We start from the raw sequence: 21702 nt of genomic DNA, 5'->3' as shown, positions 1-21702 counted from the left end.
CGGTCTCCTGCGGAGACACGACGCGGAGTGACTGCGTCACTCCAAGAGGACTGCGCCGCTGCGCGGCGCCGGGCGGAGTGAGCCCGGGAGGGCAGTCACCTTCGGTGACTGCGGGACGGACCGGCCGACCGGGGGTGCGGCCCGTGGGGGCGGGGCTGCTCGGGGGGTCATACCCGCCTTCGGCTGGTATTTTGGCTGGTCAGATGCCCTGCGGTGGGGTTGTGGCCGTGGTCCTGGTGGTGGGGCGCCTCTGGCCCCTGCGGGGCCGCCGGCTCCGGACCACACCCTGAACCTGATCACAGTATGCACCCGAACCCTGGACACGTCCACCCCCTACACCCGGAAGGGGAGGCCACTCTCCGTACAGCATGAGGAGCGTACCCGCCTGACAGGTGGTCTATGCCAATCTAGCCAAAAGCGCAGCAAGGGGGTGAGGGGTCGGCCGCGTCTGAACACCTCAGGTTGTACCCCAGAATGCACAAAACGCAAGACAGAAAGGCCCCATGAAACACCGGAAGAAAGCGCACCGAGCAACCCACATGACAGGCCACCAAAACACCCTGGATAAGCACCGGATGACACCACGCCAAAAACCCGATACCGAAACCGAATGCCCGACAGATACCGAATCCGAATACGACGTGATGCGCAAACCGAATACGAGATCAGGAGGTCACAGGACGGTGCCGTACAGGGCGCGGCGGTCGCCGGTGAGCGCGTAGCGGCGGGCGGCGAGGCCGTGGTCGAGGGGTTCGCCGATCTGGTCGCACAGCAGGGCCAGGGCGTCGGCGGCGTCGGTGTCGGAGAGGTAGGCCGGGGCGACTTCGAGCATCAGCTCGCCGATCGCGTGGGTGCTGGCGGCGAGCTCGTCGACGACTACGCGCAGCGCGGCGGCGGCCGGGTCCGCCGGCAGTTCGGCGGGTGGCGGGGCGGTGCGGACGTCGTGGATTGCCCGGCGGACCACGGCGCGCACCGCGGGCTCGTCGAGGGCCTGGAGGCCGTTGTGGGCGAGCGCGGTGAGGCGGCGGGTGATCAGGGCGGAGACGACGTCCGTACGGGCGGAGACGGCGAGCAGGGCCCGCTGGGACAGGCCGTAGTCCAGCGCGGCCGCGGTGGCCGGGTGGGTGTCTCGCATGCGAGACACCTCGGTGCCGGCGATGCCGGTGACGACGGCGGTCTGGATCGTGCCGAGGGCGCGGGCGACGTCCAGGAGCCGGTACGCCTGCGCGCGGGAGATACCGAACTCGGCAGCGCAGTACGACTCCCACGAGCCGTGGCCGAGCGGCACCCAGACGCGGGCGGCGTGCGCCTGGCGGACCTGGACGGCGAGCACCGCCACGGAGCGCTGGACGTCGTCCATCGCCGCGCGCAGCTCGGCCGTCACCGCGCGGGCCTGCGACTGCGTGAGCAGCGGCCGCGCCGGTTCGGCGGCCTCGCCCTGCCCCCCGTCGCGGGTACCCATACCTCCATCCTCCCGTGCGGCGAAGAACTGGGCCAGCCGCGCTTGCCAGACGGTTCAGTGTGCGTTCTGGGAGAGGCGGATGCGCAGGGTGGTGCCCAGGCGGGACGGCGTCCTGGTCCTCGTCGCGGGCGCCTGCTGGTGAGTCCCTCACAGATGCACGGAAACCCTCCCACCAGGGAAAACCATCTGTGAGCCACACAGATGCCGCTCACCACGGACACCGTGGTGAGCGAGGCCGGCCCCCACTCACCACGCCTCTGGCATCCCGGCCGGCCTCGACCGGCACTCCGTCGCCAGGAGCAACGCGTGGTCCTGGTCGAGGCGGACGGTTTCCTACATCTCGGTCTGGGCCGGTCGCCGGCGCTTCCTTCGCCGGGCGGCGTGCTCGGCGGCCTGGGCGATCCGTACCGGGCACACCGTGTCGAGGAGCACCTCCCACAGCCGTCGCCGCAGGTCCTGGCCCGGAGGAAGGAGGGAGGATCCGCGTGCGTGCCGCCTGACGGTCCGCGGCCGGCTGTTCAGGAGGGCCGCGACGATCCTGTCGTCGCCGTAGTGCTCCAGGAGGAGCACGAGCTGCTGCTGGATGCCGCGCGGCATCAGGCGCGCGCACTCCTCGCGTGAGGGCGGGTCGAGGACGTCGTGGACGGCGCAGATCGGCGCGGAGGTGGTTCGCATGAGGCCACCCTGGGACGGGGTCCCTGTGGACAGGGAACGGTGTCCGGGGCTCGGGAGTAACACGAGAAAGAGAACCGGGGGTTCAGGGGGTCTGGCCTGCGGCGGAGCGCGTGACAGGGGCCTGTGTGACAGGCAGCGTGACAGACGGCGTGACAGGCAGCGTGACGGCCTCGGCAGCGCCGGATCGCCAGGTTCCTCGTGTGCACGCGTGTGCTCGTGCACGTGTGCACGCCGAACGCGCGCGACCCCCGCCGCAGCCCCTGGTGGGCGCGCCAGGGCGCGCCTTGGTGAGCGGCGGGGCGGGGCGGCTGTCGGTGGGCCGGGACGTGGTGGTGCCCCCGGCCTGGTGGTGGCTGGGGGCACGCGGGGTGGTGCGGGTGGTTAGGCGCTGATGCCGACGGATGAGACGTATGCGTATGCCGCATAGTCGGAGTCGAGGTCGGTGATGACGTCGTCCCAGATTTCGTCTACGAGGGCGGAATTGCGGGATGCCCATGCGCCGACGAGGTCGGTCCAGATGTATCGGACGGTGATGGTGCGGGTGTTCAGGTCGCGGCGGTATTTCGCGTCTACTCGGGATTGGTCGACGGGGTAGATTTCCATGCGCTGTCCGCGCCCGTCGTTGTCGAGGTGTTTTGCGAGCCAGCCGGAGCGGATCAGGTTTTCGCGGCGGCGATTCCAGTATGCGGCGTCAATTCGGTCCCGGCTGGTGGGAGTCGGCGACACTTTTCCTTTGGATTTCATCCACTGGCGGATGGTGCGCGGGGAGATGCCCTGGGCCTTGAGTTCGGCGCGGCCGGCGGGGCTGTCGAGGTAGCGGAGGCGGGCGCCGAGGCCGCGGTTCGAGGTGACGGGCGAGGAGACGCCGGAGCTGTAGACGATGCGGTTCAGCTCCAGGATCAGGGCCTCGCCGCCCTTCATGCCGTTGGCGTTGGCCTTGCGCCAGTCGCCCCAGCGGGACCACAGGTCGGGGGATCCGGACATGGTGGGTGACCTGGCCTTTCAGGCGAAGTGGGCCGCTGCGGCGGCGGTGAATGTGTCGGCTTCGCGGATGGCGGCCTCGCGCAGGGTGCCGAGGGTGGCGGTGTCCGGGGCGCCGCGCAGGGCGTACGACGCCTTCGCGGCGCGGTCGGCGGCCGGGGCGAGGGCGGGGGCGAGGATCGAGACCAGGACGCGGGGCGCCTCGATGGCGGAGCGGGTGGCGTGGGACTCGGCGCGGGCCGCGGCGACCAGGTCGGTGGCGGCGCCGGTGAGGCGGAGGTCCTCGCGGATGGCCATGGCGCGGCGGTGCGCGGCGACGGCGGAGGCGAATCCCGTGACGGCGGCGAGCTCCTGGTCGCGGCGCTGGTCGGTGCGCTGGGCGTCGCGGCCGGCGCGGGCGGTGCGGTGCTGGATGACCCCGGCGACGATCGCGCCGAGGAGGGTGCCGAGGACGGCGATCACGGTGGCGAGCATGGAAGTCCCCCTCCGGGTGGTGTGGGTGTGATGCCGGTACGTGTGAGCGGCGGTCCGGGCGCCCGGACCGAACGCGAGGCGCTGTACGGCGATCTGAGGCTGTTTCGGGCCCCGGGGTGATCACGGGGGCCTTTTCGATCTCCTGGGCCGTCAGATCGGCGTACAGGCCGCTTCCTGGGGTCAGGTGCGGGCCATGTCGATGAAGCGGGAGTAGTGGAGCTGCGCGGCGACGGTCACGCGGGCGGTCGGTCCGAACCTGTTCTTCTCGATCACCAGGTCGACCTCACCGGCACGCGGCGACTCGGGTTCGTCCGCGTCGGGGCGCTCGACCTTGAGCACCACGGAGGCGTCGTTCTTGATCGCCCGGGATTCACGCATGAGGCCGTCGTCGTTGAGCTGGGACAGGGCGATGACGTGGCAGTCCAGGGCCACGGAGAGGTTCTTGAGCCCGCGTGAGACGGCGGACACGGCCTGTTCGCGGGTGATGTTGCGGCCCTGTTCGACCTCCACGAGCTGGAGGTAGTCCACGACCAGGAGGTCGAGGCCGCCGGTACGGGCGCAGGCCCGCGCCGCGGAGGCGATGTCGCCCAGCGACGCGCCGTCGGGCCGGTAGACCCGCAGCGGCAGCGTCTGGAACAGCTCCGGGCCCAGGCGCCGGACGGTCTCCCAGCCCTCGGCGGTGAGGCCGCCCTGGTGGGTCAGGTGGTGCAGCGCGATCTTCCCCTCGGCGGCGGCGATCTTCTGCATGAGCTCGGTGGAGCTCATCTCCAGCGAGGAGAACATCACCTTCGCGCCCGTCTTCGCGGCGGCCACGGCGGCGTTGAGCGCGAACGTGGACTTGCCGACGCCGGACTGCGCGGCCACCACGGTCACGTTGCCCGGACGCATCCCCGACGTGATGGTGTCGAGGTCGGCGAACCCGTACGGCAGGCCGAGCTTCTTGCCGTCCTGGACCTCTTCGAGGTCCAGGACGAAGTCGAGGTACAGGTCGCCGACCGCCGGCGGTGCTTCGGTCAGGCCCGGGGTGCCCGCGATGATCTCGGTCAGCTGCTGCTCGACCAGGTCGCGGACCTCGTCCTCGTCGCCGGCCTCGCTGTAGGCGAACTCCAGGATGCGGTGGGCCGACTCGACGACCGTGCGCCGGTACGCCTTGGCCCGCACGATTCCCGCGTACCGGGGGCCGGTCGCGGCGGTCGGCACCGCCTGGACGCAGGTGTGGAGGTAGGAGATCCCGCCGACCCGGGTCAGCTCGCCGCGGCGGGTGAGTTCGGCGGCCAGGGTGACCGGGTCGACCGGCTCACCCGCCGCGTGCAGGGCGCAGATCGCCCGGTGGATCGTCGCGTGCGCGGGCCGGTAGTACTCCTCCGCGACCAGGCCCGTCTCCAGGATTTCGGCGAAGAACCGGAACGAAGCGCTGTTCGGCGTGCCCGAGAGAACCAGCGCGCCGAGGACCGCCCGCTCGGCGTCGAGGTCCTGCGGCGGCACCCGCGTGAACGCGGACCGCGCGCCGTCGCCGTCGCCGTCGCCGTCGATGTCGGGGTCGGAGGTGTCGTGGTGCTGGGCGGGGATGCGGGTGGACACTGGAGATCTCCTGTTCGGTTGAGTGTTCAGGGGAAATCGCGGGCCGCTCCCCGGCACGGGAGCGGTCCGCACCGGCCGGTCAGGCCGGGACGGCCATCGCGCAGGGGACGCAGCGGTCACCCGCGCGGTACGTCGGGTGCTTGGGGCACATCCCGCCGGCGGTCGCGCTCGCAGGGCCCGGCACGGCCGCGACGACGACGGCGTAGCGGGGCAGGTTCGGGATCCGGTCCCGCTCCAGCAGCCGGTACGGGTTGGTGACCCGGTGCGGGTTCTTCGTCAGCTGCCCGGAGAGCACGGCGCGGTCGACCTCGTGGATCCCCGGCCATCCCTGCGCGGCCATCGCTCCCAGGAGCTCGGGAGCGAGCTTCCGCGAGTTCAGACGTCCCTGTGTCCACGGGGCGGGCAGCAGCTCCAGGACATCCCCGGCCGCACGAAGGTCTTCCTCGGCGTAGCCAGCCCCCTCCTCCTCCCTCGGTGACGGCAGCGACGTGTGACCGCTGGTGTCGGTGAGGGGGGAGGGGGAGGAGGTAGTTACCTCCTCCGGGGGGTGTGGGGGGGAAGCGAGTGATCGGGCCGATTCGGCCCGATCGGCCTGACCTGCGGAAATACCCGGTTTCCGATCGGGCCGATTCGGCCCGATCGGCTCCGACCCGGCCGATTCGGCCCGATCGGCCTGACCTGCAAAAACGGCCGATTCGGCCCGATCGGAAGCGGGGTCCGACTCCCGATCGGGCCGATTCGGCCCGATCGGGCTGACCTGCGACAACGCACTGACGCCGTTCTCGGTGTACTCAGGGTTGTTCGCCGGGTTCCTGTAGACGCGGAACACCCACTCGGGGCGCTGGGTGTCGGGGTTGTACTCACGGCTGTGGGAGACGTGGCCGGCCTCCTTGAGGCGCCGCATGATGCGGCGCAGCGGCTTCTCCCCGACCGTCCAGCCGCTCGCCTGGAACTCCCGCATCAGGTCCGGAACGTTCGTCGGCTGGTCCGGGTCTCGCAGCAGCAGCCGGATCAGCGGGCCGTAGTCGTCGTAGTCCAGCAGCGGCGACTCTGCCAGCGCCCGGTGAATCACGACTTCCTCCGGCGGCTCCCACGCCCGTTCGACGCGCGAGGAGCTGAAGTGGGTGCTGAACTCGTCGCTCACCGGGCCACCCCCGCGAGGTAGCCGTGCGCCTCCAGGTCGGCCAGCGCCTCCAGGACGTCCGCCTGGTCGACGTCGTCGTGCCCGGCCGCGAGCGACTCCGCGGTGAACCGGGTGCCGTCGGGCATCAGGCAGATCTGGGCGTAGACGCCGATCGTGGTCAGCGACAGGCGGTCGTCGCCGACCGCCGGCTGCTGCGCGGTGGCGGTCAGCGGCTGCGGGTCACCCGTGCGAGTCCAGACCCGGGGGCGCTGTAGCGGGTCGCGCTGTACATCTCGTACGCTCAAAGGGAGCGCACCTCCACTCGATCTCGTGTGCTTCGGCCGACCACCCGGGCTTGCCTCCCGGATCGGCCCTTCAGGCCCCGCATCTGCGGGGCCTGCTGCGTTGTGGGCCCATGCTTGCGCATCGACCCTGTGGATAGAGACGAGCGCGCGGCGCCGCGCTACTTGGCCTGGTCGTTGTACTCGACGGCCAGCACGACGCCGCGGGGGAACCACGTCGTCCCGTGCTCGATCACGCCCTCGCCGTCGTGGCGGACGGTGGTGCGCACGAGGACAGGGGTCCCCTGCGGCACTCCGAACGCCTCGACGTGCTGGAGGCCCGTGAGGTCCACGGTGAAATGGTCGGCCGTGAGCTCCGTTTTGCGCCCGGTGGCCGCCTCGATCCGCGCCACGTTTCCGGGCGGCGTCGAAACGGTCTCCAGCAGTTCAGGGACGAGGTCGCCCAACTCGGCGGGGAACCAGGAGTGGGACATGCGGATCACTCGTCCGGCACGGGTCACGCTCCCTGTACGGAGGATCGCCGGTGTCCCCGGGGTGACTCCCAGGACGTCGGCGACGGCGCCGCCGGTGGGCGTCAGCGCGGCGGAGAGGATGCGCTGGGTGTCCTCCGCGGAGTACGCCTCACCCCGCTCGCGGGACCCGTTGACGCGTACGCGCAGGGTGGCGATGTCGTGGGGGCGGAACGTCGCGGCGTACCCGAGGCCTCGCACTGCCGAGGCGTAGCCCTCCATGGCCAGCGCCTTCAGCGCCCGCTGCGCCGTCTTGGTGGCGACGGTCCACTCGGTTGCGATGTCGCGTACCGACGGCAGCCGCTCGCCGTCGGGGATCTGTCGGTCAGCGATCAAACGCCGGTAGTGATCGGCGATGTCCAGATAGCCGATTTCCATCATGGGCTCCTTCGTGAGCTGCGGGTTCTGCCTTCTCGCAACTCGATACTACAACAGTGTGGCACTTACGTACACAGTGTAGTACCTTGGTCGCACTGGAGCCGCTCGCGGCGCCAGCGGCCCCGCCCGATCACCTTCCACAGATCGCGGGCGGGGCCACCTGGAGCAGTCCCTCAGACCGAGAGGAACCAACGTGTCGATTGTCGCGCAGCGCCTGGTGGGCGCGAGGGCGGGTGGCGGTGAGGACCGTCAGGAGCCGGTGGAGCAGTTGGAGGCGGCGCGGCAGCGGGCGCAGGCCGCGCTGGTGGCGTCGCAGGAGGCCGCGCGGAAGCTGGCCGAGGCCGCTGAGCAGGCGGGGGGTGCGCGGTGAAGGCGCTGCACAGCTTCCTGGGCGCGCCGGTCGCGGTGCGGTACGAGGTCGAGGTCGAGGAGACGGACGTCTACCTGACGATCGGCCGGAACGCGGTGGCCGGGTTCGTGCCGGTGGTGTTCACCCTCACCGCGCAGGGCGAGCCGCTGAAGACGCCGTCTGGTGAGCGGATGACGGTGGTCGCGCTGGTCGGCGGCTCGGGCCGGGTCCACAGCGTCTTCGCCCTGACCGGGGGTGGTCGGTGATGTACGGGCAGACCCGCGTGCTCCTGGTCGACCGGCTTACCGCCGCTGTGGCCCGCGCGGCCCGTATCGCCGGGCTCGCCGTGCGGCTGGCGACGCGGACGTCGATGGGACCGAGCGACCTGTACGCCGCGCTCGCCACCGCGAAGTTCCTGGCGGCGCACGAACTGATCGAGCGGGCCGCCGACGCCGTGGAGGCCTCCGGCGACCCCGACATCGAACTGGACCAGATCCGTACGCCGCTGTGGTTCGGCGGCATGACCCTGCACGAGGAGACCGAGCGATGAGCACTCCCACCAACGGCTGGCTGCACGACGCGCAGGCCGGTGTCGATGTGCGGACGGGCCCGGTCCAGGGCCGTCCGGCGCCCGCCCCGCAGGCTGAGGGGCCCTACGACTGGGAGGCCGAGGACAGCGACTTCGAGCGTCCGGCCCGTCCGGCCCGTCCGGCGCGTGCGCCCCGGCAGACCCCCCGGCAGAGTGCCCCGGCCGACCCGGGCTGGGACGAGGACGACGACGATGACGACTACAGGCGGGCGCCGGCCGCGCCCCGGCAGCAGCGGGCGTCTCGCGGGGCGAGCGTCGCCGGTGCGGTGGGGACGGCGGCCGGTGCGGCGGCGGGCGCGTTCGTCGGCGGCGCGGCCGGCAGCTTCGTGCCGCCGGTCAGCGTCACGGTCAACCGCGGCAACGGCAACGGCGGCGGGCGGAACGGCGGTGGTGGCCGGGGTACGGCGGCTCCGGCCGACGGCGCGGGCAGCAGCGGGGCGTTCCACCAGGGCGACCGGCTGATCTACGCGGTCGAGCGGATCGAGATCCGCTCGGACCGCGACATCCTCGCCCTCGCCAAGGCCATCAACCGCCTCGGCCGCGAGCTCCACCTGATCCTGGGGATGCGGGCCGAGGAGGTCCAGGGCGTCCTCAGCACGTACAAGGGCCGCTGGTACACGTTCGGCACCGGGTCGCGGGTGCGGGCGCGTCTGGTCGCGGCGCACCTGCGGGTGTCGGCCGAGGCCGCGAAAGCCCTCGGCGTCGGCGCCCTGAAGATGGCGCACGCCTTCGACCGGCACTTCGTGAAGCCCGAGCAGGAGGCCAAGCGCGCTCGCTCCGGCCAGGCCGCCCCGAAGAAGCGCGAGTTCACGATCGGGGACGTGTGATGGGGCGCGCGAAGAAGACCGACACCGCCGGTGTCGGGGGCGAGCTGGTCGCGGTCGCCGGGAACATGGGCAAGGGCCTCGCGTCGTACGTGGCGGGCCGGGCGCTGCCGTACACGCCGCCGTGGATCGGCGCGGCGGCGCTCCCGCCGCTGGCCGGGTGGGCCACGAACGCGATGTGGGGCGACACCCCGCTCTCGGCGGGCCTGGCCACGGCCGGGATCGCGCTGAGCGGCGCCGCCTTGTCGGTCGCCACCTGGAAGCAGTCCCCGGCGACGACGAAGTTCCGCAAGTTCCGCCGGGCGCAGGCGACCGCTTCCGTGGCGGCCGGGATGGGCTGGCTCACCGCGGCGACCGCCGCCGGCCCGTTCGGCTCCCCGCTGCTGGACCTGTGGCTGATGGGCGGAGCGCTGTTCGCCGCGTCGTGGAACGTGCGCCAGATCATGGGCGCCGGGCAGGGCGGCGACCCGGAGGTCGAGGAGAACACCGGCGGGACGCTGGGCAAGCTCGCCGCGGCGATCGGCTGGGAGAAGGTGGCCGTCAAGGACGCGCAGGGCAACGGCAAGGGCGTCGTCAAGGCGCAGATCGAGGTGGCGCCGAGCAGCACGATCGACGCCGTGCAGTCCACGGCGTCGAAGGTGGCGGCGGCGCTCCAGGTCCCGCCGGCCGGGGTGATCGTCACCCCGGACCCGGACGACGCGTCGCGCGGAACGGTGGCGATTCGCGTGGCCGACCTGCTGAGGGCCGGCGTGCCGTTCACGATGCCGGACGCGCTCGGCCTGGACCCGACGCACCCGGCCGTCCTCGGCCAGTACGCCGACGGCGAGACGTGGTGGATCGATCCCTACAGCGCGCCGATCCTCCAGCACGTGCTGGTCATGGGGACCACCGGCGCGGGCAAGAGTGAGGTGCTGCGGACCCTGGTGACGCACTTCGCCACGCGCCGCAAAATGTCGATCTTCTTGATCGACCTGGCCAAGGGGCGCCAGACGGTGGGGCACATCGCCCCGGGGATCGACTGGCTGGTCCAGGACGCCAAGGAGGCCAAGCGGCTGCTGAAGTCGCTCCCGGCCGCGATCAAGGCGCGTGGCAGCGTCCTGGCGGACGAGGGCCTGGACCAGTGGACCCCGGCCTCCTCGCTCAACGCCGTGCTCGTGTGGGTCGAGGAGGCCGCCGACCTCGCCGGGTTCGACGAGCTGGACGAGATCGCCCGCAAGGCGCGCTCGGTGGGCATCTGGCTCGGCATCAGCCTCCAGCGCGCCACCTGGGCCAACGTCTCCACCGACGTCCGGGCGAACTTGCAGGGGTCGATCTGCATGGGCGTCGACCAGGCGTCCGACGCGTCGTTCTGCCTGCCGGACTCCGTCACCGACGCGGGCGCCGTCCCCGCCTGGGGCAGCAACCGCCCCGGCTACGGATTCGCGACCGGCATGGGCATCCCCCAGGACCGGTGGACGACGGAGACCCGCTCCGCCCTGACCGACCGCAACGTGCTCGCGGCCCTGGTCGACGCCGCCGCCCTGTGGCGCGACCCGCTCGACGACACCACCGCCGCCGCCCTCGGCCAGACCTACGCCCAGCGCGCCGGGCGCGGCACCAACCGCACCACCCCCGGCGCCGCCGAGCGCTCGCAGGAGGCCATGGGCTGGCTCGGCTCCATGGGCATCGAGTTCGGGGCCGAGGTGATGGCCTCCCCCGGCGGGTCGCTCTTCCCGGCCTACCCCGGCGGCGCGCAGGCCGCTCCGCCCGCGCCCCGGCCCGTTCCGCCCGCCGTGGTCCCGGTTCCGCTCCCGGCCCCGGCGTACTCCGCCGACCAGTACGCCACCACCGCCGACATCGCCGACGACGGCGACGAGTTCGAGGACACGACGATGATCGAGCAGACCGCTGAGATCGAGATCCAGGACGTCTACGACGAGATCCTCGGCACCATCCCGGGCGACCCCGAGCCCGACGCCGACTACGCCCACCTCGGCCTGGAGGACGACGTGCCGGACGAGGACCCCGACAGCGACATGGAATTCGAACAGCCGCAGCGGATGTCGACCGAGGAAGCGCGCCACACCCTCTACGCCGAGCTCGACGGCTGGGTCCAGTCCGGGCGCCTGGAGTTCGAGCCGGCCGACCTCATCCCCGCCACCGTCGCGACCGGCCGCAAGCGCCCCTGGATGCAGGGCGAGCTCAAGCGCCTGACCGAGGACGGGATCCTCCAGCGCGACGGACACGGCGCCTACACGATCCTCCACTCCCCCCTCCAGCCCGCCTAGAGGTCACGGAAAGTGACGGCCTGACAGCTCCGGCCGGGCCTGACCTTCATCAGTCAGGCCCGCCGGGGGCCTAAAGAGAAGTCACAGAACTTCGCACCTCAGAGGGCATGACTTCGGGTCTTGACTGTCATTTCCCCGGCCCCTGAAACCGCCTGACGATCACTCACCGTAAGGAGTGGCCATGTTCACCGGACGCCCCGAGGACCTGCGCCGCAAGGAGCAGCAGGCCGCCCAGCACGCCGCCGTCATCGCCGACATGCTCACCCGGATCGAGGCCCTCGGCATCGGCCCGGTCCTGCCCGCCCAGGGCCGCATCACCGGCGCGGGCTTCGAGATCCGCCGCACCGAGCGCGGCTGGACCGTCCGCGCCTGACCCGCCCGACACCAGCGAGGAGGAAACCCCGTGGAATCGAACAACCCGCCCGCCCCCGACCCCGCCCCGGGCGTCGAGGCCGCCGGCCGCGCCGCCGCCCTCATCGCGGCCGTCGAGGACGCCCTCGCCCCCGCCACCCCGGCGGAACCGGCCGCCGCCCCGGCGGAACCGCTCGCCACCTCGTACCGCGACCCGGCCCCCGTCCCCGCCTACGGAGACGCCCTCCCGGTCGCTCAGCCCGGCCGCCCGCCGATGACGCAGCGGGCGACGGACGCGTCGGTCGTGATGCTCGCGGCCGGGGCCGGGACGCTGATGGCCGGCACCGGCGCCGGGGTCGCCCTGTGGGCGCTGGCCGGGGTCGACCCGGTCACCCTCGCCCTGGCCGTCGGCGCCCCCGTCGCCGTCGTCGCCGCGCTTACCCGCCTGGTCCGCCGCGCCGGACAGGCCGCGCAGCAGGCCGCCCCCGTCACGCACCACCACCACTACACCGGGCCGGTCCGCCAGGAGCACCGCACCACCAGCCAGACCGCCCGCGGCCTCATCGCCCGCACCACGATGCGGACCAGCCGATGACCGCCCTCACCGTCCTCGACACCGTCCTGAAGGCCCACGGGCACCGCTGCGGCTGCGAGGGCGCGTGCGGGACCAACCACGGCGCCGCCGGGCTCTGCGCCAAGAGCCCCTGGGACGGCGGCCGGGTACTGCACGCGGCCCCGTACCCGCCGTTCGCCACCGACACCGCGAACGCGGCCGTCCCGGCCGCCGAGCTGCGCCCGTGGTGCGGGCCGTGCTGGACCCGGGCCCTGAAGGCCGAGCGCGAGCGCGCCGCCGAGGCCCGCCGCATCGAGCTGGAGGAGTCCCAGCTCGACCTGTTCGACCTGTCGGCCCTCACGGCCGGCTGACCCCCCAGACACCGAAGCGGGGCCAGGAGATGACACCTCCCGGCCCCGCGCACGACAAGAGGAGGAACCCCTCATGACGCAGATGGAAACCTACCCGAACCGGCTGAACGGACATGCCCGTCCGTCCGGTTCGCCTGACGCGGGTGCGGCGGACTCCGCCGTCGCCCCGGCGGCGCGCAGTCCGCGTCCCGGCCCGCGCCCTTCGCCCGCTGCCCCCGCTCCTTCGGCGGCGTCGGGTCCGGGGGAGACTGCCGGGATGCAGGACCTCACCACGCTCCCCGCCCCGTTGCCGACCCCGGCCGCCCCTTCGGGCGCTCCCGCCGCCTCTTCGGGCGGCCGTTCCCCGGGGACGCCGACGACGGCCGCGCCCTCGCCCGCCGGATCCGCTGCTTCGGGTACCCGGTCCGCCGCTTCGGGCACCGGCACGGCGGCTTCGCCGACTCCGGACGCTCCTTCGGGCGCCGTCGCCGACGGGCCGGAGCGTGCTTCGCGGCACCTGTGGATCATGATTCCGCTGATCGTGATCACGGTCCTGTCCGGACTGGCCGCCGCTGCCACGGGGTTCGCCCTGTCCTACGGGGCGCTGCGTGACGCGGCCGTCTCCTGGGGCTACCTCGGCTGGAAGTCGTACGCGTTCCCGGTCGGTATCGACGGCCTGATCATCGCCCTGTACACCGCCGACCTGGTCCTGGCGTGGCGGCGGATGGCGCGGCCGTGGGTGCGGATGACCGCGCACGCCCTGACCGCCGTCACGATCGTCCTGAACGTGTCCGCCGCGGCGGCCGGCCTGCCCGGCGCGCCCGGTATCCAGGACGCGTTCGGGCACGCGCCGGGGCGGATGCTCGGGCACGCCATGATGCCCATCGCCTACGTGATCCTGACGGAGGTCGCCCGCTGGGCGATCGTGCGCACCGCCCGCCTGGAGTCCGGTCAGGCCGATGACCAGCGGCTCACCCTCGCCGAGTGGACCCTGAACCTGGCCGTCACGTGGAAGATCTTCCAGTACGCCAAGACCTACCCGGCCACCTACGCCGAGGCCCGCACGTTCATCCGTGAGGTGAAGATCTACCGGGTGTGGCAGCAGGTACGCCCCCGGTACACCGGCACCGTGGAGCAGCGGGCGGCGGTCGTGGACGCGATGCCGGCACTGCTGGCCCCGTACGGCGTCAGCGTCGAGGACGCCCGCGCGATGCCCGGCCGGATGCTGGCGACCGAGCGGCGCCTGGAGGAGGAGCAGCGCCAGGCCGACCAGAAGCAGAAGGAGGAGGCCGAGCGCAAGGCGCGCGAGGAGGAGCAGGCCGCGCAGGCCGCGCAGCGGGAGAAGGAGGAGCGGGAGCGCGAGGGCGCCCACCAGGCGGAGATGGACAAGCTGCGCAAGCAGGCCGAGGTGGCGCGCCAGCAGGGCGAGCTGGCTGAGCTGCAGGCCACGGTCGACGGCCAGTCCAAGGCCGCCGTGCACCGCGCCAAGGCGGTCGTCGCGACCGCCGAGATCCAGGCGACGACGGCGGCGAGCGAGGCGCAGCGCACGGCGGAGGTGGCCGCCCGCCTCGCCACCGCCGAGGACGAGGCGAAGACCGCCGAGGCGGAGGCGAAGGCGGCACGGGAGCAGGCGCAGAAGGCCGCCGCGCTCGCGAAGGCGGAGCAGGACCGCAAGGCCGCCGCCGAGGCCGAGGCGCAGCGCATCGAGACGGAGGCGAACCTCGCCGGACAGTCCGCGAGGCAGGCCGCCGAGAACGCGAAGGCCGCCGAGAACGCGGGCCGCGAGGCCGCCGCGCTCGCGCAGGCGGAGCGGGAGCGCGAGGCCGCCGCCGAGGCGGAGGCGAAGCGGATCGAGGCGGAGGCGAAGCTCGCCCGCGCCAGGGCCACGGAGGACACCGAGCGCGCGAAGGCCACCGAAGCCGAGACCCGGGCCGTCGAAGCCGACCGGAAGAAGACCGAGGAGTCGGCGAAGCTGGCCCAGGCCGAGGCGTCGCAGAAGGACGGGCTCGCGAAGGCCGCCGAAGCCGACCGGAAGATCGCCGAGGAGACGGCCCGGACCGAGCGCGCCCGGCACGCCGCCGCCCAGTCCGCGTACCGCGCGGCCGAGGCCGAGGCCCTCGCCGCGCTCCAGCCCCGCGCGCTGAAGGTGCGCGTCGTCGCGCGGCTGCTCATCGACTCCGTCCCGGCGGAGCAGGCCGCCGGCAGGCTCTCGGAGGACTTCGCCGAGTACCTCAAGGACGCGCCCGTCACCAACGCCGAGATCGCCGCCGCCATCGGCATCAGCTCCCCCGGCACCGCCTCCGAGTACAAGGCCGACGCCCTCGACCTCATCGCCCGCGGCTACAGCCACCACACCGCATACGACCCCGACCTGACCGCCCGCCAGTAGCGGGAAACCCGACGTCACAACGTGAGGGCGGCACCCCGAAAGGGGCGCCGCCCTCCGGCATTTTTCACCAACACCCCAGCTAGCAGCCCTCGCCCGGGACTCCCGCACAGGCGGTGAGTCCCGCGTGCGGGACAGATCGTTCGAAGGCAATTCGAACGATCTGTCCCGCACGCGGGACTCGGGTGCGGGACTACGCGTCGGGCAGGTTGTCGACCACGGCCGTCAGGTGGTCCCGCAGCCGCACGGCCAGCCGCTTGCTCTCCGCCGGGTCCGCCGCCACGGCGGCGGTGTACGCGTCGGCCAGGCCGGCGGTCGAGCGCGCGAACGCCTCGGCGCGCTTCACGTACGCCTCGAACGCCGCGACCGGACCCGCCGGCCGCGTCGTGGCCGCCGCTTCCTCGGCGGCCTGGCGCACCGCCAGCTCGCGGATCCGCTCCAGGAGCTGTCCCGCCTCCAGGTCCTCGACGGCCCTGCGGGGGACCTGCCGGACGATCGCGGTCAGCGTCTTCCCGCTGACCGTCTCCCGCCCGGTCACCTCGGCCACCGTCCGGTACGCGTCGGCCGCGCTCTCCGGCCCGTAGTCCTCGCGGATCCGGGCCAGGCTCTCGGCCGCCCGCTGGCTGATGATGACGGGTCCCGCACCCGAGTCCCGCGTGCGGGACAAATCGTTCGATTCAAGTTCGAGTTGCGGGGGTTCGGCGAGCAGCGCCGCGACCTTCGCCCCGGCGATCTGCCGGTACGCGTTCGACGTCGACATGTCCGCCACGTCCCTGATGAACCCCTCGGCGGTCTCGTACTCCGCCCGCCACAACCGGCCCCGCAGTGCGATGTCCAGCGCCGTCGCCGCGACGAACCACGCCTCCTTGTACTGGACGAACGACCGCTTGCACAGCTCCCACGAGTCCTGCTCCGCAGCCGTCAGTGGCCCCTGTGCGTCCGGCGCGTCCACCGCCGCCGGCAACTGGTCCCACCGCAGCATCGGCTGCGCCCGGCCCTGCGCCACGTCCTCCTCGCGCAGCACCACACCGCCGCCGTCCGCTTCCTGCTCGCGGCGCCGGCGCTCCTCGCGCTTCCTCTTCAGCTCTTCCGGGCTCAGCGGCTTGGACTTGCTCACTTGCTGATCAGCCCCCGCTGCTCCAGCTCCGTCACCAGCTCGTCGAAGTGCGAGCCGGCCGCCTCGATCGGCTGGCCCTCGCCGGTGCTCGCGTACCGCTGGATCGCCGGGATCATCGTCGTGAACACGTCCCAGCCGGAGTCCACCAGCGTCTTGCGGATGCCCTCCGGCGCCGTCCTGGTCCCCGGCTGCACCCGCACCATGAGGACCCACTGCTTCGCCCGCGGCGCCGCCGGGTCCTTCTTCTTCGCGAAGGCCAGGTCAAGGAAGCCGTCCATGGGCAGCTCCTCCAGGCGCTCGACGTCCCCGTTGGTCGCCGCGCACACCACGATCACCAGATCCGCGACGCGCACCACCGAGTACCCGATGCCCGCGTGGTTCTCCAGGTGGCCGCAGTCCACCGCCCCCACATGACCCTCCGGCAGCTCGCCGGGCGCCTCCTCGTGGAACCGGGTGTCGGCGAGCCGGGTCACCTCGAACTCCTGGTCCGACGCCTGCCACCACCGGAACAGCTGCTTCGACTCGTCCGCGTCGAAGCCCTTGACGTCGTAGCCGCGCTCACGAAGGGCATGGAGCAGCCACCAGATGACCGTCGTCTTGCCGGTGGACCGGGGGGATACCGCAGCGATGAACATGCGCCCTATCCTCCCCCGCCCGCCTCCCCCGCTCACAGTCCGCCCATTCACCGGCCCATCAGAAGGCTTGCCCAGAGCGGTGCGGCCGGGCTTGCCCAGGGCCACCCGGGGCTTGCCCAAGGCTTGCCCAGGACCGCCCGGGGCTTGCCCACCCCGGGGTTGCGCGGCTAACCCCCGGCCCCTCGAAAGTGCGGACCGCCGCGCCGACCGGCCGGCACCCGCACCTCACCTCTGGGGGAACCCTTGTCCACGACCACCCTGTTCGTCCTGCTGCTCCTGGTCGCCGTCGGCGTGCTGCTGGTGACCGTGCCCGCCTATCTGGTGTGGCGTCACCCCGGCCTGCGCGCCCCGCTCACCGTGGCGGCCACCGTGGCGGGCGTGTTCGTCACCGTGGTCGTGGGGATCGCGGCGCCGAGGCTCTGACCCGGGGCGCGGCCGGTGGGCAAGCCCCACCGGCCGCACCCCTTCAGTAGTTGCACCGGGAGGGGGCTGGAGGGTTGCGTGCAGAGGCGGTCTAGGCGGGGGACCGAAGGTGTGACCGTGAGTGGGACCCCCGGATTCCCGGACCACCCGGTTCTCGCAGGTCACCACCCCCGGGCAAGCCGTCCGCCCGCGACGACACCTCTTTGTACGCGGAGCCGTACGAGAGGTTCTCTCCCCAGGGCCGGGGGCGGGGCGCCGCGAAGACGCCCGGACCCGGCCCGGTGCTGACGGCCCGTACGCTCCTGCCGTGACCTCACCCTCCGCCCGCCGCGCCCTCGGCGCCGGCCCCGCCGTACCGCCGATCCGCGCCACCGAGGCCGATCTCCACGGCCTGCCGCCCCTCGACCTCCCCGACACCGACGACCTGCGCGCCCGGGGCGTCCTCGGCCCGACGCAGGCGCAGGCCCCTCGCGGGCGCCGCGTTCTCGGCGACGGCGCCCGCACCCGGTAACCGGCCCTTCCGTGGGCTCGTTGGCCGGGTATGACCGCCACCGATTTCCTGGGCCGCCCGCTCGTCGAGCCGCCGGCGAACACCGTGACCGCCGTCTGCCCCTTCTGCTCGTTCATGGGCCCGACCCACTGGATCGGAACCCCCCTGGACGATGTCCTGGCGGCGGTCGGTGTGCACGTACGCGACGACCACGCGGAGGTGGACCCCGACGCAGCGGCACCCAAGCTCTACTACGGGTTCGTCAACGGCCTCACCGAGGAATCCCGGATCCGCGTGAACGCCCAGCGCGCCGAGAACCCATACGGCGACGGCGAGACGTGCCCGCCCGGCTGCGAGTGCGGGCAGTAGCCCCAGCACCCCCTCCGGCCCCTTCCACGGCCCCTCCACCGACGCCCCGCACGGGCACACCGTGCGGGGCGTTCGCGTGCCCGGAGAACCGCACCGACGACGCCCCCACGGTTCACCCACACGAGTGAACCCGGCCCTCGTGTACGCGGGCGCGGCTTGTGAGGCCAGCCCCCAACTCCCTCTAAAACCAAGCCTATTGACAGCAAACGGGATCTATCGGCATGTTTCCGGCACCACCCGGTGCCCGTACCGCACGACCACCCACGGAGGTTCCGCGATGCCCACGACCAAGTCCCAGACCGCCCCGGCCAAGGCCCCGGCCAGCTTCGGCCCGGTCCAGTTCCCCGCCGCCCTCGGCGTCGAGCTGTGGCGGTTCGAGCGCGCCCTGGCCCTCGGCCTCATCCCGCCCGCCGACATCGCCGGCACCCGCTGGTCCGCCGCGGTCGTCCAGGCCGCCCTCGACCGCAAGGAAGAGCTCCTGGCCATGACCGGCACCCTGCCCGACATGGGCGCCACCCGCGCCGCCGAGCTCCTCACAGAGCGCTTCGGCACCCCCGTCGATGCGGACGTGCTCCCCGAGCTCGCCCGCAAGGGCCTCATCCCCCGCACCGGCGACTACAAGGGCCACCCCCTCTACGACGGCCTCGCCATCGAGCAGTTCACCGACCGCACCGCCCTCGACAAAGCCCGCCACGACGGCCGGCTCCTCGACCGCACCGCCGCCGCACGCCACCTCGGCATCCGCGACAGCGACCTCAACCACCTCACCCGCGCCCGCTGGCTGCGCCCCGCCCTCCACGTCCGCAGCCGCCACCAGCCCCGCTCCTGGGCCCCCTCGGTCGCGCTCTACCGCCTCGGCGACCTCGACGTCCTCCTCACCCACCCCGCCATCGACTGGGACGACATCCGCGCCACCCCGAAGGGCCGCCCCTCCGCCCTCGCGCGCCTCACCGCCCAGAAGGGTCTCCAGGGGAAGTAGTCGGCACGCCCCGCCCCCCCCTTGACCACCCGCCCCGACCTGCGCGTTCCCCACACCGCGCAGGTCGCTGGAGGCAAGTTGAAAGGCACGTTGAAGAGCACGTTGAAGAGCAAGTTGAAGAGCACGTTGAAGGGCAAGCCGGCCCGCCTGCACGTCGCCCTCTTCGACGGCCTCGACCGCGCCCCGGCCAGCCGCGCCTCGACCCGCACCACCCGACGCCGCCCCGCCGCCCGGCGCCACCAAGCACAAGCCGGGACCCGCCGCCGACAGTGAGCCCCGGCCCCTTCGATCCGCAGGCACGCCCCCCTTGACGACCAGCAGGACCCCAGCCCCGCACCCCCTTGCCACCGGCTCGTTGAACGGGGATACGACCACGCCGCCGTCCAGTAGCCGGTCTGGCCCCGGGAGACGGCACGACATCAGCGAGGACCGATGCCGAGCGCCTACACCCCCGACCCGACGTACGGCTACGACCACGACACCCGCACCCTGCGCGTCGAACACCACGACCTGGACCGCCTGCTGCTGATGTTCCGCAAGCTCATGCGCCGGCAGGAACCCGGCTCCTGGGAGCACATGGAGGACTACGACCTGTCCTTCGAGCGCCTGGCCGACGCCGTCGACGCCGCTTCCCGCATCCGCTACGGCAAGAACTGGACCGGCCCCGACCCGCGGCTGCGCTGCACCAGCACCGACCCCGTCTACACCTGGCCCGACACCGCCCCCTACAACGGCGGGCCGACGTACACCTGGGACGTTCGCGGGTACGGCTCCCACGCCTCCGAGGACGACCAGGTCCAGGACAACGAGCTGACCACGGCACTGTGCGGGTTCAGGTGGGTCAAGGGCGACAAGCCCCGCCGCGTCAGCGGCCTGCCCGACTGCACCGAATGCCGCCGCGAAGTCCAACTCGGCGGCGAGCACGCCCCCGGCATCCGATAGACGCCCCGGCAAACCCGAAATTGCGTTTCTCGCAAAAAGGCCGGCACCCCTGCCACCGAAGCGGGTGGTACGGGGTGCCGGCCTAGTTCGTACCGATGTCGGGCGCGGGCTCGTCAGCGGGCGTTGTCGCGGGCATCCAGGTAGGCGGTGATCCGCCCGGCGTCGTTGCGCATGAGGCCCGCGAGCTGCGAGCCCGCCCACAACGCGAACGTCAGCACGACCTCGCGGGCGTCCTGGAGCTCGTGGCCGTCGCGAAGGTAGAGCAGGAACGGGGCGCCGATCCGGGCCAGGCGCTCCTCCCCGGCGGTCCCCGAAGGCCGGGCGGTGGCCTCCTCGGCGACGACCGAGAGGATCTCGATCGCCGTAGGGCCGGCCGGATGGGCGTGCTGCTGGCCCTGGGAGACCTGGTCGCCGAAGTCGAGCAGCCACCGCTCCATGCGGGCCGGGTCGCGGAACTGCTCGGAGAGGCCGGCTACCAGGTCGACCGCCAGCCACTCGGTGAGCAGCAGGGCGTCCTCCCGCAGGGTGCCGTCCGCCTGCCAGCGTTCCAGCACGCGAGTCAGGCGGCGGTGCATCTCCCAGTTGGGCTCCGCCGGCCCGTGGGCGGGGGAGGAGGAGGCCGCGTGATCGAGCGCGTTCACCCGGACCAGGGAGAGCGCGACCGCGCGCGGCTCCGGCCGCACAACGGTCCCGGAAGGGTGCTCCGCGGTCATGGCGCTCCGGCCGTCGCAGGTCCCGCACGGCATCACAGCAGGGTCCTGACGCATCGGCCCGGCGGCCGTCCCGGCGCCGCCGCAGTCCCAGCAGGAAGAAGTTTCAGTGAAGGTCATAGGAGAACCCTGACAGCTCAGAACAGCGAAAGAGAGTGAATAGAGAAAATCCACCCCTCCCATATTCGATTTTCGCATCGGCCTTTTGACGGCAGATCAGCAGCAGTTTCCTCAGGGGCTTTTGCGGGTTTGTCATGCGGCCTCTTGGCGGGATTCCTGGCGAGATTTCAGGAACTCTCCCTGCCTTGCATCCTATGCATTTCCAGGCACAACCTGAGGTGTTCAGACGCGGCCGACCCCCCACCCCCTTGCTGCGCTTTTGGCTAGATTGGCATAGACCACCTGTCAGGCGGGTACGCTCCTCATGTTGCACGGAGGGTGCTCCCCTCTTCCGGGTGGAGGGCTGGACGTGTCCCCGGGTTCGGGTGCATACTGTGATCAGGTTCAGGGTGTGGTCCGGAGCCGCCGGCCCCGCAGGGGCCAGAGGCGTCTCACCACCAGGACCACGGCCACAACCCCACCGCAGGGCATCTGACCAGCCGAAATACCCGCCGAAGGCGGGTATGACCTACCGCGCAGCCCCACCCCACGGGCCGCACCCCCGGTCGGCCGGTCCGTCCCGCAGTCACCGAAGGTGACTGCCCTCCCGGGCCCACTCCGCCCGGCGCCGCGCAGCGGCGCAGTCCTCTTGGAGTGACGCAGTCACTCCGCGTCGTGTCTCCGCAGGAGACCGCGCGCAGCCCGGCGGCCCGGGCCTGCTCCCAGTCGTGCCGGAACTTGTGCAGCAGGGCCAGGTTGAACCAGGACTCCGAGAGCCAGGGCT

The 21702-nt window shown here is 72.4% G+C and carries 26 protein-coding genes; 15 read left to right on the top strand and 11 right to left on the bottom strand.

Translation table 11 applies throughout. From position 1 onward, the window contains the following. Positions 1-673: 673 nt before the first annotated feature. From AB0Q96_RS39010 to AB0Q96_RS38975, 8 genes are all read right to left on the bottom strand, one after another. Entirely contained in the window at positions 674-1462 is a 789-nt protein-coding gene (locus AB0Q96_RS39010) for a hypothetical protein (RefSeq protein WP_365334126.1), read from the bottom strand. 333 nt (positions 1463-1795) lie between these two features. Next, the gene (locus AB0Q96_RS39005; RefSeq protein WP_365334124.1) at positions 1796-2137 is read right to left on the bottom strand and encodes a hypothetical protein; all 342 of its coding nucleotides are present in this window, start codon (positions 2135-2137) and stop codon (positions 1796-1798) included. Between the two features lie 381 nt (positions 2138-2518). Continuing rightward, entirely contained in the window at positions 2519-3121 is a 603-nt protein-coding gene (locus AB0Q96_RS39000) for a hypothetical protein (protein WP_365334122.1), read from the bottom strand. An 18-nt stretch (positions 3122-3139) separates the two neighbouring features. Beyond that, positions 3140-3592: a protein kilB gene (locus AB0Q96_RS38995; RefSeq protein ID WP_365334120.1), complete on the bottom strand. Its 453-nt coding sequence runs from the start codon at positions 3590-3592 to the stop codon at positions 3140-3142. Positions 3593-3772: 180 nt separating this feature from the next. Continuing rightward, positions 3773-5173: a DnaB-like helicase C-terminal domain-containing protein gene (locus AB0Q96_RS38990; RefSeq protein ID WP_365334118.1), complete on the bottom strand. Its 1401-nt coding sequence runs from the start codon at positions 5171-5173 to the stop codon at positions 3773-3775. Between the two features lie 79 nt (positions 5174-5252). Then, positions 5253-6317, bottom strand: a complete 1065-nt coding sequence (locus AB0Q96_RS38985; RefSeq protein WP_365334116.1) for a hypothetical protein — start codon at positions 6315-6317, stop codon at positions 5253-5255. Beyond that, on the bottom strand, positions 6314-6601 hold the full coding sequence (locus AB0Q96_RS38980; RefSeq protein WP_365334114.1) for a hypothetical protein: 288 nt from the start codon (positions 6599-6601) through the stop codon (positions 6314-6316). Before AB0Q96_RS38980 ends, AB0Q96_RS38985 begins: the two co-directional genes overlap by 4 nt. A gap of 158 nt (positions 6602-6759) precedes the next feature. Then, positions 6760-7488, bottom strand: coding sequence for a GntR family transcriptional regulator (locus tag AB0Q96_RS38975; protein WP_365334112.1), 729 nt, complete (start codon positions 7486-7488; stop codon positions 6760-6762). 190 nt (positions 7489-7678) lie between these two features. Between AB0Q96_RS38975 and AB0Q96_RS38970 the strand changes: the two genes are divergently transcribed. From AB0Q96_RS38970 to AB0Q96_RS38930, 9 genes are all read left to right on the top strand, one after another. Further along, positions 7679-7855: a hypothetical protein gene (locus tag AB0Q96_RS38970; protein ID WP_365334110.1), complete on the top strand. Its 177-nt coding sequence runs from the start codon at positions 7679-7681 to the stop codon at positions 7853-7855. Continuing rightward, a complete protein-coding gene (locus AB0Q96_RS38965) occupies positions 7852-8100 on the top strand; it encodes a hypothetical protein (protein WP_365334108.1) in 249 nt (82 codons plus the stop codon). Before AB0Q96_RS38970 ends, AB0Q96_RS38965 begins: the two co-directional genes overlap by 4 nt. Next, the gene (locus AB0Q96_RS38960) at positions 8100-8384 is read left to right on the top strand and encodes a hypothetical protein (protein WP_365334106.1); all 285 of its coding nucleotides are present in this window, start codon (positions 8100-8102) and stop codon (positions 8382-8384) included. The genes AB0Q96_RS38965 and AB0Q96_RS38960 overlap by 1 nt, the downstream gene beginning before the upstream one ends. Continuing rightward, on the top strand, positions 8381-9250 hold the full coding sequence (locus tag AB0Q96_RS38955; RefSeq protein ID WP_365334104.1) for a hypothetical protein: 870 nt from the start codon (positions 8381-8383) through the stop codon (positions 9248-9250). The genes AB0Q96_RS38960 and AB0Q96_RS38955 overlap by 4 nt, the downstream gene beginning before the upstream one ends. Beyond that, positions 9250-11514 (top strand): FtsK/SpoIIIE domain-containing protein, encoded by a 2265-nt coding sequence (locus AB0Q96_RS38950; RefSeq protein WP_365334102.1) that lies wholly within the window; start codon positions 9250-9252, stop codon positions 11512-11514. Before AB0Q96_RS38955 ends, AB0Q96_RS38950 begins: the two co-directional genes overlap by 1 nt. Before the next feature lie 181 nt (positions 11515-11695). Next, positions 11696-11887, top strand: a complete 192-nt coding sequence (locus AB0Q96_RS38945; RefSeq protein WP_365334100.1) for a hypothetical protein — start codon at positions 11696-11698, stop codon at positions 11885-11887. A gap of 30 nt (positions 11888-11917) precedes the next feature. Further along, complete coding sequence (locus tag AB0Q96_RS38940; protein ID WP_365334098.1) at positions 11918-12460, top strand: hypothetical protein; 543 nt, start codon at positions 11918-11920, stop codon at positions 12458-12460. Further along, complete coding sequence (locus AB0Q96_RS38935) at positions 12457-12789, top strand: hypothetical protein (RefSeq protein ID WP_365334096.1); 333 nt, start codon at positions 12457-12459, stop codon at positions 12787-12789. Before AB0Q96_RS38940 ends, AB0Q96_RS38935 begins: the two co-directional genes overlap by 4 nt. A 505-nt stretch (positions 12790-13294) precedes the next feature. Further along, positions 13295-15157, top strand: coding sequence for a DUF2637 domain-containing protein (locus AB0Q96_RS38930; RefSeq protein WP_365334094.1), 1863 nt, complete (start codon positions 13295-13297; stop codon positions 15155-15157). A 190-nt stretch (positions 15158-15347) separates the two neighbouring features. On the opposite strand, the gene AB0Q96_RS38925 is transcribed toward AB0Q96_RS38930, so the two are convergent. Both AB0Q96_RS38925 and AB0Q96_RS38920 read right to left on the bottom strand, forming a co-directional pair. Beyond that, complete coding sequence (locus AB0Q96_RS38925; protein ID WP_365334092.1) at positions 15348-16271, bottom strand: hypothetical protein; 924 nt, start codon at positions 16269-16271, stop codon at positions 15348-15350. Then, on the bottom strand, positions 16268-16906 hold the full coding sequence (locus AB0Q96_RS38920; RefSeq protein ID WP_365334090.1) for a hypothetical protein: 639 nt from the start codon (positions 16904-16906) through the stop codon (positions 16268-16270). Before AB0Q96_RS38920 ends, AB0Q96_RS38925 begins: the two co-directional genes overlap by 4 nt. A 243-nt stretch (positions 16907-17149) precedes the next feature. On the opposite strand from AB0Q96_RS38920, the gene AB0Q96_RS38915 reads away from it, so the two are divergent. The 6 genes from AB0Q96_RS38915 (at position 17150) to AB0Q96_RS38890 (ending at position 20109) form a co-directional block, all read left to right on the top strand. Then, positions 17150-17329 (top strand): hypothetical protein, encoded by a 180-nt coding sequence (locus AB0Q96_RS38915; protein WP_365334088.1) that lies wholly within the window; start codon positions 17150-17152, stop codon positions 17327-17329. A gap of 307 nt (positions 17330-17636) precedes the next feature. Further along, positions 17637-17840, top strand: coding sequence for a hypothetical protein (locus AB0Q96_RS38910; protein ID WP_365334086.1), 204 nt, complete (start codon positions 17637-17639; stop codon positions 17838-17840). Positions 17841-17870: 30 nt separating this feature from the next. Further along, positions 17871-18188, top strand: a complete 318-nt coding sequence (locus AB0Q96_RS38905; protein ID WP_365334084.1) for a hypothetical protein — start codon at positions 17871-17873, stop codon at positions 18186-18188. A 277-nt stretch (positions 18189-18465) separates the two neighbouring features. Then, positions 18466-19167, top strand: a complete 702-nt coding sequence (locus AB0Q96_RS38900; protein WP_365334082.1) for a hypothetical protein — start codon at positions 18466-18468, stop codon at positions 19165-19167. A 114-nt stretch (positions 19168-19281) separates the two neighbouring features. Next, positions 19282-19440, top strand: coding sequence for a hypothetical protein (locus AB0Q96_RS38895; RefSeq protein WP_365334080.1), 159 nt, complete (start codon positions 19282-19284; stop codon positions 19438-19440). A 159-nt stretch (positions 19441-19599) separates the two neighbouring features. After that, positions 19600-20109, top strand: coding sequence for a hypothetical protein (locus tag AB0Q96_RS38890; RefSeq protein ID WP_365334078.1), 510 nt, complete (start codon positions 19600-19602; stop codon positions 20107-20109). 113 nt (positions 20110-20222) lie between these two features. Here the strand turns inward: AB0Q96_RS38890 and AB0Q96_RS38885 are convergent, their stop codons facing one another. Beyond that, complete coding sequence (locus tag AB0Q96_RS38885; RefSeq protein ID WP_365334076.1) at positions 20223-20822, bottom strand: hypothetical protein; 600 nt, start codon at positions 20820-20822, stop codon at positions 20223-20225. Positions 20823-21702 lie beyond the last annotated feature (880 nt).

The sequence above is a fragment of the Streptomyces sp. NPDC093111 genome (assembly GCF_040683955.1).
GTDB lineage: Bacteria > Actinomycetota > Actinomycetes > Streptomycetales > Streptomycetaceae > Streptomyces.
This window is presented reverse-complemented; position numbering and strand designations above follow the sequence as displayed.